This is a genomic window from Paraburkholderia sp. RL17-383-BIF-A (assembly GCF_046028015.1).
Lineage (GTDB): Bacteria > Pseudomonadota > Gammaproteobacteria > Burkholderiales > Burkholderiaceae > Paraburkholderia.
In genome coordinates this window covers 45,961-62,233 of record NZ_JARESR010000007.1, presented here as the reverse complement: position 1 = coordinate 62,233, position 16,273 = coordinate 45,961, and the positions used below count along the sequence as shown (strand labels likewise).

Sequence of the window (16,273 nt, the reverse complement as noted above, 5' to 3'; positions counted from 1 at the left end):
AAATGAATCAATCCAATCCCGCTTCACTTGCGCCGCTGACGGGCGGCAAGCTGGCGCTGGCGACGCTCGCGGTGGCGTTGGCCACTTTCATGAACGTGCTGGACTCGTCGATCGCCAATGTCGCGATTCCGACCATCGCCGGCAACCTCGGGGTGTCGGTGGACGAGGGTACATGGGTGATCACGCTGTTCGCCGCCGCCAATGCCATTTCAATTCCGCTGACCGGTTGGCTCACGCGGCGCGTCGGGCAGATCAAGCTGTTTGTCGGGGCGATCCTGTTGTTCGTGCTGTCGTCCTGGTTGTGCGGTATTGCGCCGAATCTGCCGGTGCTGCTCGCCGCGCGGATCGTCCAGGGCGCGGTGGCCGGCCCGCTGATTCCACTGTCGCAGGCGATCCTGCTCGGTTCGTATCCGAAGGAAAAGAGTTCGACCGCGCTCGCGTTATGGGCGATGACCGCCACCGTCGGCCCGATTGCCGGCCCGGCGCTGGGCGGCTGGATCACGGACAGCTACTCCTGGTCGTGGATCTTCTACATCAATATACCGGTGGGGCTGTTCGCCGCCGGCGTGACGTGGGCGATCTACCGCGACCGTGAAACGCCGACCATGCGTCTGCCGATCGATAAGGTCGGACTGCTCTCGCTAATCGCCTGGGTCGGCTCGTTGCAGGTGATGCTCGACAAAGGCAAGGATCTCGACTGGTTCAACTCGCCGGTCATCATTGCGTTGACCGTGTTCTCGCTGGTCAGTTTCGTGTTCTTCCTGATCTGGGAGTTGACCGAGAAGAATCCGATCGTCGATTTGAGGCTCTTCGCCGGGCGCAACTTCCTGGGCGGCACGGTGGCGATCTCGGTCGCGTATGCGGTATTTTTCTCGAACCTGGTCCTGTTGCCGCAATGGATGCAGGAGTATCTGAGCTACCGCTCGGTGGATGCCGGGCTCGTCACCGCGCCGCTCGGTATCTTCGCCGTGCTGCTCGCACCGGTGATGGCCAGAATCATGCCGAAGTCCGACGCCCGCGTGCTCGCCACGCTCGCGTTTCTCGGTTTCGCGGCCGTGTTCTTCATGCGCTCGCGCTATACGACCGGTGTCGATACGTTCACGCTCGTAATTCCTACCTTGCTGCAAGGCATTCCCACCGCGCTCTTCTTCGTGCCGCTGACTTCGATCATTCTGTCCGGCCTGCCCGCGGACAAAATTCCCGCGGCTGCCGGTTTGTCCAATTTCGCCCGGGTTTTTGCGGGCGCCGTGGGCACGTCATTGTTCAGCACGGGTTGGAACGATCGCACGATCCTGCACCATGCACGCCTTGCCGAGCAGAGCAGCGTCAACAATCCGACCTTCGTGGGAGGGCTCGACTCGCTGCACGGCATGCTTGGCGGCAGCACGCAACAAGCGCTGGCGGCGTTTGAGAACTCGCTCAACGGCCAGGCGGCGATGCTCGGTCTCAATGACATCTTCTGGCTCTCGGCAGTAATCTTCATCGCGATCATTCCACTGATCTGGTTGACGAAACCCGGCAAGGGTGGTGGCGGGAGTGCCGCGGCCGCTGGTGCGCACTGAGCCGGGGGCTCGCCGACCAAAGCTGACCCGCGTTGGCGGCCCTCAACGCCAGGGCGCCATTGCCTGGAAAACACCGTCACGCCTGACCAGCGCGTGCAGAAGCGCCGCTGCCAGATGAAGCACGATCAGCGCAAAGAAACATAGCGCGAGCGTTCTGTGCGCGTTCCACAACAGCGTGTGCAACGCATCGCTATGCGGCAGGAAGGAGGGCAGATGTATCCCGAACACCACAACGGGATAGTCCGCGGCCGACAGCATGCCCCATCCGATCAGCGGAAGCCCGATCATCAGCAGGTAGAACGCGAGATGCGACAGGCGGGCGGCGAGTTTCATCGGTTCCGGCATCGACGCCGGCAGCGGCGGCGCGCCACGCATGAATCTCACCACCAGGCGAATCAGCGCCAGCACAAGAATCACGATACCCAGCGGCTTGTGGATGGACACCAGCGAAAGATAATCCGGGCGAATGGTGGACACCATCCCGACACCGATAAATAGCATCGCCAGAATGCAAATTGCCATGAGCCAGTGAAGAGCGCGCTGCAGCGGTGTAAAGCGATCGTGGATCGGGGTCATTGCGTGGCTCCTTCCGCCGGATGGCGCGGATAGTCCTTCTCCTCGGCGGTCCGCCGGTTGAACGATACGGAATAGGCGGCCGAGCGCGCGGCGGGAAACGGGTCGTCCGACACATGCATGCCTGACGGCAGCACGGTGGGATCGAAGTTGAGATCGCGACATGGCCCGTCAGCCTCGGGTTCGATGGCGTTGACCACCAGCGTGCCGGCCTCGACTTTATGGCGATCTTCAGGCCAGGCCTTGCTGGGGTCCGCGGTCGGGTCACCGGGGTTGGCGACCGTGACGACCATCGTCCACCGTTGCGGCGCGCTGTGTACCCGCTGCGTAATATCCGCGGCGAGGAAGTCGGCGGCGCGCGCCTTCAACTGGTCGGCGGCCACGGTCTCGGGTTGCGCGGCGGGCACGAACGACCAGCGCACGGCCTGGTCCTGGCCTGCGGCGTTGGTGAAGATAAAGCTATTGAGACTGTTATACCGCTCCTGCGCATAGGAGCCCGTCCAAGGCGCGCTGCCGGCCCACGCGACAAAAGCACCGAATTCCGGATGCGCGGCGGCAAAATTCTTCATGGCGTCCGGGTCGCTCTTGTCGGCCGAGGCTTGAAGCAGGCCGTAAAAGGCCTGCGGCGTGGCGACCGGGAAGACGGGAGCGTCGATCATTGCCGTACGCCATTCGCTGCCATCCGGCGCGACGATGCGCAGACTCAGGCCGCGCACCCGAACGGTGGCGTCCGGGGCCTTGGGATCGGCCGTAGCGAGGTTGAAACGTCCCGTGACCGGATAGGAGCCGGACGCGAGCATCGGGGCCTTGGACAAGGCCGCAGCCGCGCCATTCGAGTCGAAGGTGCCGGTGAAGCAGATGCCCTTGGCGTGATTGCGCCGGAAGCCGAGAGCCGCGCCGCCCGGCGGCGCTAATCCGTTGACGATCTTTGCGGGCGTCAGGCGTCCCGGCGAGAGCCAGCCGGCCGTGAAGGCGAAGGCCGCGACCAGTGCGGCCACGACGATTGCTATCAGGACCAGCGAACGGAATGTGGACGCACTGGAAGTTGGTCTGTCGGCCATCGATCTCTCCTGATCAATGATTTGGCTGAGAGGAAACCTAACGAGGTGGCGACAATAGTGCCATTGTTCTATCGATTTTGCTGAGAGGGGTACCCGGCGACGCAACGCGCGAAAAACCCGCTGCGAGCGGCGAGTTTCGCGCGGGCGCCTGGCTCAGGCGGACGCGCCACATGGCAAGTGCGACGTAGGCGAACCCCTACAGCGCACGATGTTCGGCTACGTCATTCTCGGGCTGCTCTGATTTAACTTCGTGAGTGCCTAACCAATACTGAATTCACAGACCTGTGGAGCGAATGTCCTCCTCAGCCCAACTGGAATTCAGGAGCACGACATGAATGCCGACAGCCTTTCCTTGCGATCTCTCGTGGATAAATGGCTTGCGCCAACGCGTTCGATGCCCGCGCGGGTGACGCAGATCGGCCGGTTGCTCGCAACGCATGGTCGCTATGTGCGACTGGAAGGTTGCACTTCGAGCGGGCCGCTGACGATCGTGTTCTTCCGGCATGACAACGGCTCATGGTTTGTGTTTCCGCCCGCCCCCGCAGCGCCCGCCATGTGTGGGCATGTCTTCGTGCTGCCGTTGGAATGTTCCGCGCCATTTGCCATGAGTCGCGGCGACCGCGTTCAACACTAGTGTCCTGAGTTAAAAATTCATTGCCTTATTTGCGTTGTGTACTAACCTGGGTTGCAGGGTTCGCAAATAAGCGAGGCGATGATGAGAGGAAGACCGAAGGCGCCACTGATCTTGAGTGAAGCGGAACGTGAACAGCTCACGGCGCTGACAATGCGGCGCAAGACCGCGCAGGCGCTGGCCTTGCGCGCACGCATTGTGCTGGCCTGCGCCGAGGGCATCGACAACAAGACGGTCGCGACAAGGCAGCGTGTCACCTCGCATACGGTTTCGAAGTGGCGTTCGCGATTCATCAATCATCGCGTGGACGGGTTGCTCGATGCACCGCGCCCGGGAGCACCGAGGACGATCGAGGACGCCCAGGTAGACGCGCTCATTGCGCGCACGCTTGAGTCCGTGCCCACGGGAGCGACCCACTGGAGCACGCGCACAATGGCCCGCGAGATGGGGCTGTCGCAGACGGCCGTGACGCGAATATGGCATGCCTTCGGGCTTCAGCCACACCGGCAGGAGACCTTCAAGCTCTCCAGCGATCCATTGTTTGTGGACAAGGTGCGCGATATCGTTGGGCTGTATCTGGACCCGCCGCTCAAGGCCATGGTGTTGTGCGTGGACGAGAAGAGCCAGATCCAGGCGCTGGACCGCACCCAGCCTATGCTGCCGCTGGCCCCGGGCATCCCTGAGCGACGCACGCACGACTATATGCGTCACGGCACAACCACACTGTTCGCGGCGCTGGACATCTCCACGGGCGAAGTCATTGGCGAACTGCATCGACGTCATCGCAGCAGTGAATTCCTGCAGTTCCTGAGCACCATCGAGGCCAACGTGCCACCCCAACTGGACGTGCATCTGGTGATGGACAACTACGGTACGCACAAGACCTCCTCGATCAATACGTGGCTGGCTCGCCATCCGCGTTTTCATGCGCATTTCACCCCGACCTCTGCTTCGTGGATTAACCAGGTCGAACGATGGTTTGCCACGCTCAGCGAGACATACATCCGCCGTGGCACTCATCGCTCCACCCGGCAACTCGAGCAGGCTATTCGCCAATACATCCAGATCAACAACACTGATCCGAGACCTTTCAGCTGGACCAAATCGGCCGACGACATCCTCGCCAGCGTCAAACGATTTTGTCTACGAATTTCTAACTCGGGACACTAGCAATACGCGGCGCATTGGCGCAGCGTCGCTCAAGGGCGACACTGACCGACCACTATGACTTCAAGGACAGGCGAGCACCGCGGGCAAAACAACTCACTCCCACGGCGCAGCCCATTTCCCAACGTCAATCCCGCGCCGAAGAAGCCGCGCCGTGGCTCAGCCAATCCAGCACGGCGGTCGCATCGTCATCCGCACCCTGGCGCGCCTTCGCGACCGTTTCCGCCACATCCGCGCTAGGCACGGCACGACGGATTGCCACGCCGACAGCCAGGATATCGATCATCACCAGATGCAGAATCCGCGAAATCATCGACAACTGCGACTCGCGAATTTCAATGTGATCGGTTTCGAGCGCGACGGTGGCCCGCTTGGCCAAAGGCGTATTGCTCGACGTAATCGCGATTACCTTGGCGCCCGCCTGCATGGCCACATCCAGCACGCGCAGCAGTTCAGGCGCGCGCCCCGACTTGGACACCGCAACGATCACATCGCCCTTGCCGAGCAAGGCCGCCGACGCCGCCTGCATGTACAGATCGCCGTAGGCAATCGTTGGGATGCCGAAACGGAAGAACTTGTAGTGCGCGTCCTGTGCGACGATGTTCGAATTGCCGAGACCATAGAACTCGATACGCCGCGCGCCGTTCAACAGGTCGATGGCCCGTTCGACGTGTTCGAAATTCAGGTGCTCGCGCAACTGCAAAATCGCGGACACGGTGTTATCCAGCACCTTCGCGCCGAAGTCCGTAGCCGTGTCGCCCAGATGCACCTGGCTGTGGCTCACCGGAATCGTGCCGGTCAAGCCCGTTGCCAGCTTCAGCTTGAAATCGGACAAGCCCTGGCAGCCGAGCGAACGGCAAAAGCGAATCACGGTAGGCTGGCTCACGTCGGCCTTGCGCGCGATATCGACAATCGGATCGTTGATGATCGAACGCGGATGATTCAGCGCGAGATCGGCCACGCGGCGCTCGGCCGGCGTCAACGCATCGCGCATCTGGCGAATCCGCTCGAATACCGCCGACGAACTGCCGCCCGCGCGGTTCGACAACTGCTCGGCGAGAATCGCGGAGACGCCGAGAAACGCCGGATATTCAGCGGTAATCACATACGTCGGCACGTTCTGCAGGTAGGCTTCGAAGCGACCCTTGGCTTCGAAACGCTTGCGAAACGACGAGCGCGCGAAGACCTCGCCGAGTCGCGGCACCACGCCGCCGCCGATATAGATGCCGCCCAGCGCGCCGAGCGTCACCGCGATATTGCCCGCGAAGGTGCCGAGAATGCCGCAGAACACGTCGACGGATTCGGCCGCGAGCGGCTCGCCTTCCAGCGCGCGCTTGACGATCTCGATCGTGTCGACATTGGCCGCCACGCGCTTCTTGTCGCGGCCCGCGAGCGCGCGGTAGATCACTTCGATGCCGGGACCCGCGGCCACACGTTCGAACGACACGTGCGACCACTTCTTGCGCGCGTATTGCAGCACGATGTCTTCGCGTTCATCGGCCGGCGCGAAGGTGGCGTGACCGCCTTCACTGCCGAGCGCGATCCAGCGGTCGTCGGCGGGAATCAGGCCGGACACGCCCATGCCGGTGCCCGGGCCGAGCAGGCCGATCACGCTGTTTGGACGGCGCGCGCCACCGCCCACCTGCACGCGTTGCGCGTCGGTGAGGCCGGGCAGGGCCATGGCCAGCGCCGTGAAGTCGTTCACCACCAGCAGCGTGTCGAAGCCGAGCGCGCGGCGCGTGGCTTCGATCGAAAAGCTCCAGTCGTGATTCGTCATGCTGACCTGATCGCCGTCGACCGGGTTCGCAATCGCGATCGCCGCATGATTCACGCGGCCGATCTTGGTGTCCTTCAGATACTTCTTGATGACTTCGGCAACGCCCGGATAGTCCGCGCACGGATAGACCTTCACCGAGCCGATTTCGCCCGGGCTCGTCTCCAGCGCAAAACGCGCATTGGTGCCGCCGATGTCGGCCAGGAGCCTCGGTCCATCGGCGTGCTGGCCCGCGCCCGGAACAGCCTTAGTTTGCACACCAGTAGACATCGAGTCTCACTCCCTTGTCGTTCGCCAACTGTGAGATGGCATTTTTTTGTAGCGCAGCGGTGGCGGCGTTCAGCACGTCCATTTTGCGCGGTCCGGCGATCAGCAAAAACAGATGCTTCACTTCTTTCAACGCGGATAGCGACCAGCTTACGCGCGCATGCGGCGCGCTGCCAGGGTGCACGGCGACAAAGCGCTCGCGGGTGGTGATCGCATGGTCCCATTCGGGCGCGTCGGCAAAGATCGACGCGGTGTGGCCGTCTTCGCCCATGCCGAGAATCGCGACGTCCGGCACGACGCCAAAGCGCGGGTCGGCGTTCAGCGCGGCGACGTGCGCGTTCAGTTCCTGCGTGGTGTCCACGAGCGGCCAGAAGGCCGCGTTTTTCGCGGCGTTCTGCAACAGCGTGGCGTGCACCAGTTGCGAGTTGCTCGCGCTGTCCGTTTCCGGCACCCAGCGGTCGTCGACCAGCGTCACGGCAATGCGTGCCCAGTCGAAGGTTTGCGTGGACAACGTCTGCAGAAACGGGCGCGGACTGCTGCCGCCGGACACTGCAAGCATTGCGGGGCGCGCGCCGGTGGTTGACCCGGCGGCCTGTGCGGCGAGCGACGCATGTAACGCGTCGCCAACCGCTTTCGCCAACGCGTCGGATTGGGCGCGTTGATCGTCGAAAGCGTGAAGCTCGATCACTTCTCCTCCGTGCTGCTTTCTTGTTGGATCTGCGGAATGTGCCGTACTGCTCTCACGCGATGCCTGCGAGGTGGATGACCTGCAGGCGCCCTCGTGATACCGGCGCCATTCCGTTCAGTTCGTCGGTGGGTCTTACAGGCGGCGCGTCATGTTCCGTGGAATACGACGTGCCGCCGTGATTCAATTCTCTTCTTCGAGCCAGCAGGTGCCATGTTGCGCCAGCATCGCGCTCGACGCCGCCGGTCCCCACGTGCCCGAAGCGTACGGCTTGGGCGGCTTGTTCGACACTTTCCATTCGTTCAGGATCGGTTCGACCCAGCGCCACGCGGCTTCCTGCTCGTCGCGCCGCACAAACAACGCGAGGCGGCCGTTGATCACGTCGAGCAGCAGACGCTGATAAGCCTCCATCTGTCCTTCGCGGAAGAACTGGTCGAACGCGAGATCGAGGTGGACGCTGGCGAGGTTCATGCCTTCGCCGGGCTGCTTGGCGAGACAGTAGAGGCGAATGGTTTCGTTCGGCTGCAGACGGATCACGAGGCGGTTCGCGCCGGCACGCAGCGCGGAAGCGCCGAGCGCCGAATGCGGCACTGCACGAAAGTTCACCACGATCTCGGCGACGCGATCGGCGAGGCGCTTGCCGGTGCGCAGGAAAAACGGCACGCCGGCCCAGCGCCAGTTTTCGATCTCGACCTTCAGTGCGACGAAAGTTTCGGTCGTGCTGTCCGGCCTGACGCCGGACTCCGTTGCATAGGCCGGCACCGCGGTGCCGCGGATCACGCCCGAATGATACTGGCCGCGCACGGCCACCTTGCCGATGTCGCGTGGGTCGATGGGCTTCAAGGCGCGCAGCACGCGCAGCTTTTCATCACGCACCGAATCCGAATCCATGGAGTGGGGCGGCTCCATCGCCACGATGGAAAGCAACTGCAGCAAATGGTTCTGCACCATGTCGCGCAGGGCGCCGGTGTTGTCGTAGAAGTCGCCGCGCGCTTCCACGCCGAGTTCTTCGGCGATCGTGATCTGGATGCTTTCAACCCACTCGCGGCGCCACAGCGGCTCGAACAGGGCATTGCCGAAACGCAGCGCCAGCAGGTTCTGCACCGGTTCTTTACCGAGGTAGTGGTCGATCCGATAGATCTGTTCTTCGGCGAAGATTTCACCGACTGCATCATTAATTGCGTTGGACGACTTGAGGTCATAGCCGAGCGGCTTTTCCAACACGATGCGGGCGTTCTCGTTCAGTCCCACCGACGCGAGCGCATGGCAGATCGGCACGAACAGCGACGGACCCGTAGCCAGGTAGAACACGCGAATGCCAGGCAGATCCTGGATGGCGTCGCGCAAGTGCACGAAGTCTTCCGCTTTGCCGAGGTCGATATTCACGAACTCGATGCGGTTCAGAAAGCCCGCCCACGCCGTTTCGTCCACACCGTTCTTCGACACATGTGGCTTGACGTGTTCGTTCACCCACTGGAGGTACTCGCTGCGATCCGCCGCGTGCCGGGCCACCGCCACGATCTTGCCACTGTCGGCCAGCATGCCGCCTGCACGGTGTGCTTCAAACAGTGCCGGCAGGATCTTGCGCATCGACAGATCGCCGGTTCCGCCGAAGAGAACGAAGGTGAAACTTGAATCGGTTTGCATGAGTCTCCGTCGATGTCCTGGGGCCGCCGAAGTTGAACAGTTGAGCGACCGTAGTCCGATAAAATTTTTTTTGACACTGAATTGTAGTTTAACTACAATCCAAATCAAGAGGTAACGCTAATTCGATGAAAAAAGCGTGCGCTGCAAGTCCAGATGCGCGTTTTCCCGAATCGGCAGGCGTCCCCTGCATGTTAACGGACATTGCGTGTCGGTACGCGCCAGCACGCCCTGCGGCCCTTGTGGAAAGCCGGGCAGTTGAGCGGCTTTCCGTAATGGTCGCACCAGGTTGACGTGCAAGGCACCTCGAGTCTGCCGCGCGCGACGCGGGCAGGCAAAAATCAAAAGAGGAGACAGTCAGTTGCATCCCGAACCACTCATCTCTTGAGCTTCCAGCGGCCGAAAATCGGTCCGCCGGCACATGCCTCGCGCATGCGCCCGACCGTGCTCGATCGCCCAGTGTTTTGCCTGTTTGAACCAACCACAGCACCCTGGCGACATCAGGGGCCATTTGTTTTTTGTTCAGGTGTCTGGAGGAGATAAGCAATGAAATTTCGCGCGATCATGGGCGCTTTGTGCGCCGCAGGTCTGATGTGTGGCGTCTCGGCCGTGCAGGCTGCCGAGTCGATCGAAGTGTTGCACTGGTGGACTTCGGGCGGCGAATCGAAAGCCGTCGGCGTCCTCAAGGACGACATGACGAAGCAGGGTTACACGTGGAAGGACTTTGCGGTTGCGGGTGGCGCCGGCGCGGCTGCCATGACGGCACTCAAGACGCAGGTGATCTCGGGCAACGCGCCGAGCGCTGCGCAGATCAAGGGTCCGCTGATCCAGGACTGGGCGCAGCAAGGCGTGCTGGTGCCGATCGACTCCGCCGCGGGTGACTGGAAGAAGAACCTGCCGCCGGAAATCGACAAGATCATGCACGCAGACGGTCACTACGTCGCCGCGCCGTTCTCGGTGCACCGCGTGAACTGGCTGTACATCAACAAGGCAGCGCTGGACAAGGCAGGCGGCAAGGCGCCGACCACGTGGCCTGAGTTCTTCGCAGTGGCCGACAAGATGAAGGCCGCGGGCATCCAGCCGATCGCGATGGGTGGCCAGCCGTGGCAAGACCTGACGCTGTGGGAAGACGTCGTGCTGTCGCAAGGCGCGGACTTCTACAAGAAGGCGCTGGTCGACCTCGACGAAAAGACGCTGACCTCGGACAAGATGGTCGGCGTGTTCGACACGGTCCGCAAGATTCAAGGTTACTTCGACGCAGGCCGCACGGGCCGTGACTGGAACCTGGCAACGGCCATGGTCATCAACGGCAAGGCCGGCATGCAGTTCATGGGCGACTGGGCGAAGGGCGAATTCGCCAACGCCGGCAAGAAGTCGGGCTCGGACTACATCTGCGCCGCTGTGCCGGGCACGGAAAAGTCCTACACGTTCAACGTCGACTCGTTCGTGTTCTTCCAGCAGAAGGGCGCGAAGGCGGCAACGCCGGGTCAGCTCGCACTGGCCAAGACGATCATGTCGCCGGAGTTCCAGGAACAGTTCAGCCTGAACAAGGGTTCCATCCCGGTTCGTCTGGGCGTGTCGATGGCCAAGTTCGACGACTGCGCGAAGAAGTCGTACGCGGATGAACAAGTGGCGATCAAGTCGGGCGGCTACGTGCCTTCGCTGGCACACGGCATGGCGCAACCGGATGCAGCAGCCGGCGCGATCTCGGACGTGGTCACGAAGTTCATGAACTCGCAGCAGGATTCGAAGAGCGCGGTTGCCGCGCTCGCGAAGGCAGCGAAGACCAAGTAAGTGAAGTGAATGATGCGGCGCGCCCGGCGGTTCATCAACGGGCACCGGGCGCGCCCTTCACGTCGCTGATTGCCGGGGTGGAAGTCCTGGCATTGGCAGGCGGCTTCAGCCTGGTTTCATAGAGTCACACCTATGCCGTTGCGGCCTCGCGTCTTCCGGCGCGAATGTCCTGGCGGCACAGTTTCAGCAGGAGTCGAGTAGTGACTGCTTCTATCAGCGGAAACGGGAAAACGGCCTCCGTCACCCGCCGCGCGTCGCCCATGGCGGCCCTTGCCGATCGCTGGATTCCGAAGCTGGTGCTCGCACCCAGCGTCGTGATCAGCCTGATCTTCGTGTATGGCTTCATCGCCATTACCGGCTATCTGTCGCTGTCCAATTCGCGACTGATGCCTCGTTATGAATTTGTCGGTCTCGACCGTTATCGCGAACTGTTCGATAACGACGTGTTCTGGACGTCGGCTGCGAACCTCGGCTGGTTCGGCATCCCGTTCATCGGTATCTGTATCGGCCTCGGTCTCTTTCTCGCGATCCTGCTCGATCAGCAGATTCGCAATGAAGGCGCGCTGCGCGCCGTGTTCCTGTACCCGATGGCGCTGTCGTTCATCGTGACGGGTACGGCATGGCAATGGATCATGACGCCGAGCATCGGCCTCGAGAAGGTGTTTCACGACTGGGGCTGGACGAGCTTTTCGTTCAGCTGGCTGGGCGATCCGGACAAGGCGATTTTCTGCGTCGTGATCGCGGCCGTGTGGCAGTCCACCGGCTTCGTCATGGCGCTGTTCCTGGCGGGCCTGCGCGGTGTGGACGGTGAAATCTTCAAGGCCGCGCAGATGGACGGCGCGGGCTTGCCCACCATCTACCGCAAGATCGTGATTCCGAGCATGCGCCCGGTGTTCTTCTCCGTGCTGCTGATTCTCTGCCACATCACGATCAAGACGTTCGACCTGGTGGTCGCGTTGACCGCGGGCGGTCCGGGCACGTCGTCGTCCCTGCCGGCTATTTTCATGTACACGTTTTCGTTCAATCGCGGGCAGCTGGGCGTCGGCGCGGCATCGTCGATGATGATGCTCGCCACTGTCGTGGCCGTGCTCGTGCCGCTGATGTATCTGGAATCGAGGAGCACCCGCAATGCAGCCTAAGATGACGATCAGCCGTGCCGTCATTTACGCGGCCTTGATTCTGTTTGCCCTGTATTTCCTGTTCCCGTTGTACGTGATGCTGTCCACGTCGTTCAAGGACATCGATCAGCTGCGCACCGGCAACCTGCTCACGCCGCCTACGCACTGGACCGTCGAGCCGTGGATCAAGGCATGGAGCGGCGCCTGCACGGGCGTGCGTTGCGACGGCATGCAGCCGTTCTTCATGAACTCGGTGCGGATGGTGATTCCCGCCGTGCTGATCTCGTCGATCATCGGCGCGTTCAACGGTTATGTGCTCACGCATTGGCGTTTCCGTGGCGCGGATCCGATCTTCACGATGATCCTGGTCGGCTGCTTCATTCCGTTCCAGGCGATCCTGCTGCCGATGGCGCGTTTCGAAGGCTTTCTCGGCCTGTCGAACACGACCACCGGCCTGGTGGTGGTGCACGTGATCTACGGTATCGCCTTCACCACGATGTTCTTCCGCAACTTCTACGTGAGCATTCCGGCTGAACTCGTGAAGGCGGCGCGTATCGACGGCGCGGGTTTCTTCACGATCTTCACGAAGATTCTGCTGCCGGTTTCGCTGCCGATTTTCATGGTGTGCCTGATCTGGCAATTCACGCAGATCTGGAATGACTTCCTGTTCGGTATTGTGTTCTCCGGTGTCGATTCAATGCCGATCACGGTGGCGCTGAACAACCTCGTGAATACCTCGACCGGCGTAAAGGAATACAACGTGGACATGGCCGGCGCGATCATCGCCGCACTGCCCACGCTGCTGGTGTACATCATCGCCGGACGCTATTTCGTGCGCGGCCTGACGGCGGGCGCAGTGAAGGGCTAGACGCCAGGCTCAACCATCCGAGCGCGGCGGCTTCTGTTCGATTCGAAGCCGCCGTCACCCGAAGACGTTTTCAAGCAGTACCAGAGACAAGAGGATTCACAGCATGGCAAGCCTTTCCATCCGTGACGTGTACAAAACTTACCCGAACGGGGTGCCGGTCCTGAAGGGTGTCAATATCGACATCGAAGACGGCCAGTTCCTGATTCTCGTCGGCGGTTCGGGCTGCGGGAAGTCGACGCTACTCAACATGATCGCCGGCCTCGAAACCGTGACCAAGGGCGAAATTCAGATCGACGGCAAGACGGTAAACAACCTGTCGCCGAAAGATCGCGATATCGCGATGGTGTTCCAGTCGTACGCGCTGTATCCGTCCATGACGGTGCGCGAGAACATCTCGTTCGGTCTGAACATCCGCAAGGTGCCGAAGCAGGAGCAAACGCAGATCGTCGACCGCGTGTCGAATACGCTGCAGATCACGCACCTGCTGGATCGCAAGCCGGGACAACTGTCCGGCGGCCAGCGTCAGCGCGTGGCCATGGGCCGTGCCTTGGCGCGCGATCCGGTCATGTTCCTGTTCGACGAACCGCTGTCGAACCTCGACGCGAAACTGCGTATCGAGATGCGTTCGGAAATCAAGCTGCTGCATCAACGCCTCGGCACGACGATCGTCTACGTGACGCACGATCAGATCGAAGCCATGACGCTCGGCGACCGCATCGCGGTGATGAAAGACGGCATCGTGCAGCAGTTCGGCGCGCCGCAGGAAATCTACGACTCGCCGTCGAACCTGTTCGTGGCGGGCTTCATCGGCGCGCCGCCGATGAACTTCATCCAGGGCAAGCTGGTCGAGCAGGGCGCGGGCGTGGCGCTCGAACTGGATACGGGTGTCGCGCGCACGGCGCTGAACCTGCCGTTCGACTCCGCGAAGGTGAAGTCGCACGTTGGCCGTGATGTGATTCTCGGCCTGCGTCCGGAGCGCATCACCGACGCGCGTGGCGCGCACGGCGACAACGCGAAGCTGCAGCCGATCGAAGTGAAGGTCGACGTGATCGAGCCGACCGGCCCGGACACGCTGGTGTTCGCGCAGGTCAACGGTAAGCGGATCGTGAGCCGCGTGCACCCGGCTTCGAATCCGCAACCGCTGACGAACACGACGCTGCTGTTCGATACCTCGAAGGCGGTGCTGTTCGATCCGACCAACGAAGAGCGGATTGCCTGAGCGGAAAGTCTGGATCGAGTTTGAAGAAAGCCCCTTGCGCTGCGAAGCGCAAGGGGCTTTCTGTTTTGCGGACGCCGCTTACTGGTCCGTAATACGCAGATCCGGATTGTTGCGCGCCAGTTCGGTCACCCACTCGATAAATGCGCGCAGCCGCGAACTCAGATTGCGGCGGTGCGCGTAGAGCACCGATAACGGCGTACCGGGACTCGTGTAGGTGGTGAGGATTTCCTTCAACGCGCCCTGGTTGATCAGATCGGAGACCATGAAGCGCGAGGGCTGGATGATGCCGTGGCCGAGCACGGCCGCGCCGATATACACGGAGCCGTCGTTCACCGCGAGCACGCTCTTCAACGTGACCTTGGCGATTTCGCCGTCCACTTCGTATTCGAACGGGAACGTCTTGCCCGTGCGGGCGGACACGTAATTGACCGCGCGGTGCTCGCTCAACGCTTCGAGCGTGGTCGGCTCGCCGTATTTCTCCAGATACGCCGGCGACGCGCACGTGACGATGCGCGCCTGGCCGATCCGACGTGCGACGAGACTCGACTCTTCCGGCGTGCCCATGCGGATCACGCAGTCCACGCCATCCTGAATCAGATCGATGTTGCGATCGGCGAGGCCGAGCCGCACATCGATCTCGGGGTATTGCCGGTAGAAATCATCGAGCGCGGGCAGCAGCAGCGCGCGGGCCAGCGTGCCGGACGTATCCACACGGATCGTGCCGGCCGGATTTTCGCGTTTGTTCGACAGCGACGATTCGGCGTCGACGACTTCGGCGAGAATGCGCACGCAGCGCTCGTAGAACAGCGCACCGTCTTCGGTGACGCTGACCTGGCGCGTCGAACGGTTCAGCAGACGCACGCCGACGTGTTCCTCCAGCGCCTGGATGGTGCGGCTGACTTTGGCGCGTGGCAGGTCGAGCGACTCGGATACTTTGGTGAAGCTGTTCGCCTCCACCACACGCGTAAATATCTCCATCGCTTCGAAACGGTCCATGTTTTGCCTTATGAGTGATTGCCGGAAGTAGGTTTCGAAGTGAAGTGTATAGGTTGGAAAAATTGTTGTCGCATAGGCTGAGAGTCGGCCGCCCGCACAGCGCCTCTGCCGGGCCGTCATGCTCAATCCCGGTCCGGCGCGCCGAGCGGGAAAAATGCGCGATAGGGGCGCGCTTCATCCACCGCGCGCGCGAACGACGGCCGCGCCAGCAGCCGCTTGCGGTAAGCGAGCACATGCGCAAACGCCGGGCCGATGGCGTGCGTCCAGTCGGCATAGAAGAGGAATGGCGCGGCGCCGCAATCGGCGAGGCTGAAGGTGTCGCCGGCGGCCCATTCGCGCTTCGCCATCACTTTGTCCAGCCAGCCGTACGCGGTGTCGAGCATGGCGCGCGCCTCGGCTACGGCGCGCGGGTCGCGCTCCGGCTCCGGGCGCATGCTGTCGTAGACGATCTTCTGCTGCGGCGTCGAAATGTAGTTGTCGAAGAAGCGGTCCATGCCGCGCACTTCCAGCGCCGCGCGGGCGTCGGCCGGCACGAGCGGCACCGGTCCGGGATGATAAAGGCCCAGGTATTCGATGATGATGCTCGCCTCCATCACGGTCCGGCCGCCGTCCACCAGCAGCGGAAACCGTTTGATCGGCCAAAGCGCGGCGAATTCGGCCATGACTTGCGGGTCGTCGTGCGCGAGCAGGCGTAATTCGAATGGCGTGCCGTTCTCGTAGAGCGCGGTCAGGACCTTCTGGCAGTACGAGGAGAACGGATGGGCGTAGAGCTTCAGGGGCATCGTGTCACCTTGAGCGGTTGATATTGCTGGGCGCGCTGCGCGCGGTGACGGCCTGATCGACCGTTTACTTCACGACGAACGGCGGCGCCGCAAATCGACAGCCATGAGGATCTATCGGCCGGCATTCGCTAC

14 protein-coding genes are annotated in these 16,273 nt (G+C 62.2%); 7 read left to right on the top strand and 7 right to left on the bottom strand.

Annotation, left to right across the window (positions count from 1 at the left end):
* Positions 1–2 precede the first annotated feature (2 nt).
* Positions 3–1,562 carry a DHA2 family efflux MFS transporter permease subunit gene (locus P0D71_RS10610; protein WP_091800719.1) on the top strand — a complete coding sequence of 520 codons (1,560 nt, stop codon included), beginning with the start codon at positions 3–5 and terminating at the stop codon, positions 1,560–1,562.
* 42 nt (positions 1,563–1,604) lie between these two features.
* Here the strand turns inward: P0D71_RS10610 and P0D71_RS10605 are convergent, their stop codons facing one another.
* Complete coding sequence (locus tag P0D71_RS10605) at positions 1,605–2,138, bottom strand: cytochrome b (protein WP_408299309.1); 534 nt, start codon at positions 2,136–2,138, stop codon at positions 1,605–1,607.
* Positions 2,135–3,196: a catalase family peroxidase gene (locus tag P0D71_RS10600; protein ID WP_408479905.1), complete on the bottom strand. Its 1,062-nt coding sequence runs from the start codon at positions 3,194–3,196 to the stop codon at positions 2,135–2,137. Before P0D71_RS10600 ends, P0D71_RS10605 begins: the two co-directional genes overlap by 4 nt.
* 331 nt (positions 3,197–3,527) lie before the next feature.
* Between P0D71_RS10600 and P0D71_RS10595 the strand changes: the two genes are divergently transcribed.
* On the top strand, positions 3,528–3,830 hold the full coding sequence (locus P0D71_RS10595) for a hypothetical protein (protein WP_286161975.1): 303 nt from the start codon (positions 3,528–3,530) through the stop codon (positions 3,828–3,830).
* A 78-nt stretch (positions 3,831–3,908) separates the two neighbouring features.
* A complete protein-coding gene (locus P0D71_RS10590) occupies positions 3,909–4,997 on the top strand; it encodes an IS630 family transposase (RefSeq protein WP_408479904.1) in 1,089 nt (362 codons plus the stop codon).
* Between the two features lie 124 nt (positions 4,998–5,121).
* On the opposite strand, the gene P0D71_RS10585 is transcribed toward P0D71_RS10590, so the two are convergent.
* From P0D71_RS10585 to zwf, 3 genes are all read right to left on the bottom strand, one after another.
* Complete coding sequence (locus P0D71_RS10585; protein ID WP_091796378.1) at positions 5,122–7,038, bottom strand: bifunctional transcriptional regulator/glucokinase; 1,917 nt, start codon at positions 7,036–7,038, stop codon at positions 5,122–5,124.
* Positions 7,016–7,723, bottom strand: a complete 708-nt coding sequence (pgl, locus tag P0D71_RS10580; RefSeq protein WP_408299315.1) for a 6-phosphogluconolactonase — start codon at positions 7,721–7,723, stop codon at positions 7,016–7,018. The genes P0D71_RS10585 and pgl overlap by 23 nt, the downstream gene beginning before the upstream one ends.
* Positions 7,724–7,903: 180 nt before the next feature.
* Positions 7,904–9,367, bottom strand: a complete 1,464-nt coding sequence (gene zwf / locus P0D71_RS10575) for a glucose-6-phosphate dehydrogenase (RefSeq protein ID WP_091796374.1) — start codon at positions 9,365–9,367, stop codon at positions 7,904–7,906.
* Positions 9,368–9,910: 543 nt separating this feature from the next.
* Here zwf and P0D71_RS10570 point away from each other — a divergent pair.
* From P0D71_RS10570 to P0D71_RS10555, 4 genes are all read left to right on the top strand, one after another.
* Positions 9,911–11,158, top strand: a complete 1,248-nt coding sequence (locus tag P0D71_RS10570) for an ABC transporter substrate-binding protein (protein ID WP_091796372.1) — start codon at positions 9,911–9,913, stop codon at positions 11,156–11,158.
* A gap of 200 nt (positions 11,159–11,358) precedes the next feature.
* Entirely contained in the window at positions 11,359–12,297 is a 939-nt protein-coding gene (locus tag P0D71_RS10565) for a carbohydrate ABC transporter permease (protein WP_091796369.1), read from the top strand.
* Positions 12,287–13,144, top strand: a complete 858-nt coding sequence (locus P0D71_RS10560; protein ID WP_091796367.1) for a carbohydrate ABC transporter permease — start codon at positions 12,287–12,289, stop codon at positions 13,142–13,144. The genes P0D71_RS10565 and P0D71_RS10560 overlap by 11 nt, the downstream gene beginning before the upstream one ends.
* Before the next feature lie 103 nt (positions 13,145–13,247).
* The gene (locus P0D71_RS10555; RefSeq protein WP_408187306.1) at positions 13,248–14,363 is read left to right on the top strand and encodes an ABC transporter ATP-binding protein; all 1,116 of its coding nucleotides are present in this window, start codon (positions 13,248–13,250) and stop codon (positions 14,361–14,363) included.
* A 78-nt stretch (positions 14,364–14,441) separates the two neighbouring features.
* Here the strand turns inward: P0D71_RS10555 and P0D71_RS10550 are convergent, their stop codons facing one another.
* Both P0D71_RS10550 and P0D71_RS10545 read right to left on the bottom strand, forming a co-directional pair.
* Entirely contained in the window at positions 14,442–15,359 is a 918-nt protein-coding gene (locus P0D71_RS10550) for a LysR family transcriptional regulator (protein ID WP_091796363.1), read from the bottom strand.
* A gap of 122 nt (positions 15,360–15,481) precedes the next feature.
* A complete protein-coding gene (locus tag P0D71_RS10545; RefSeq protein ID WP_408479902.1) occupies positions 15,482–16,141 on the bottom strand; it encodes a glutathione S-transferase family protein in 660 nt (219 codons plus the stop codon).
* Positions 16,142–16,273: the final 132 nt, after the last annotated feature.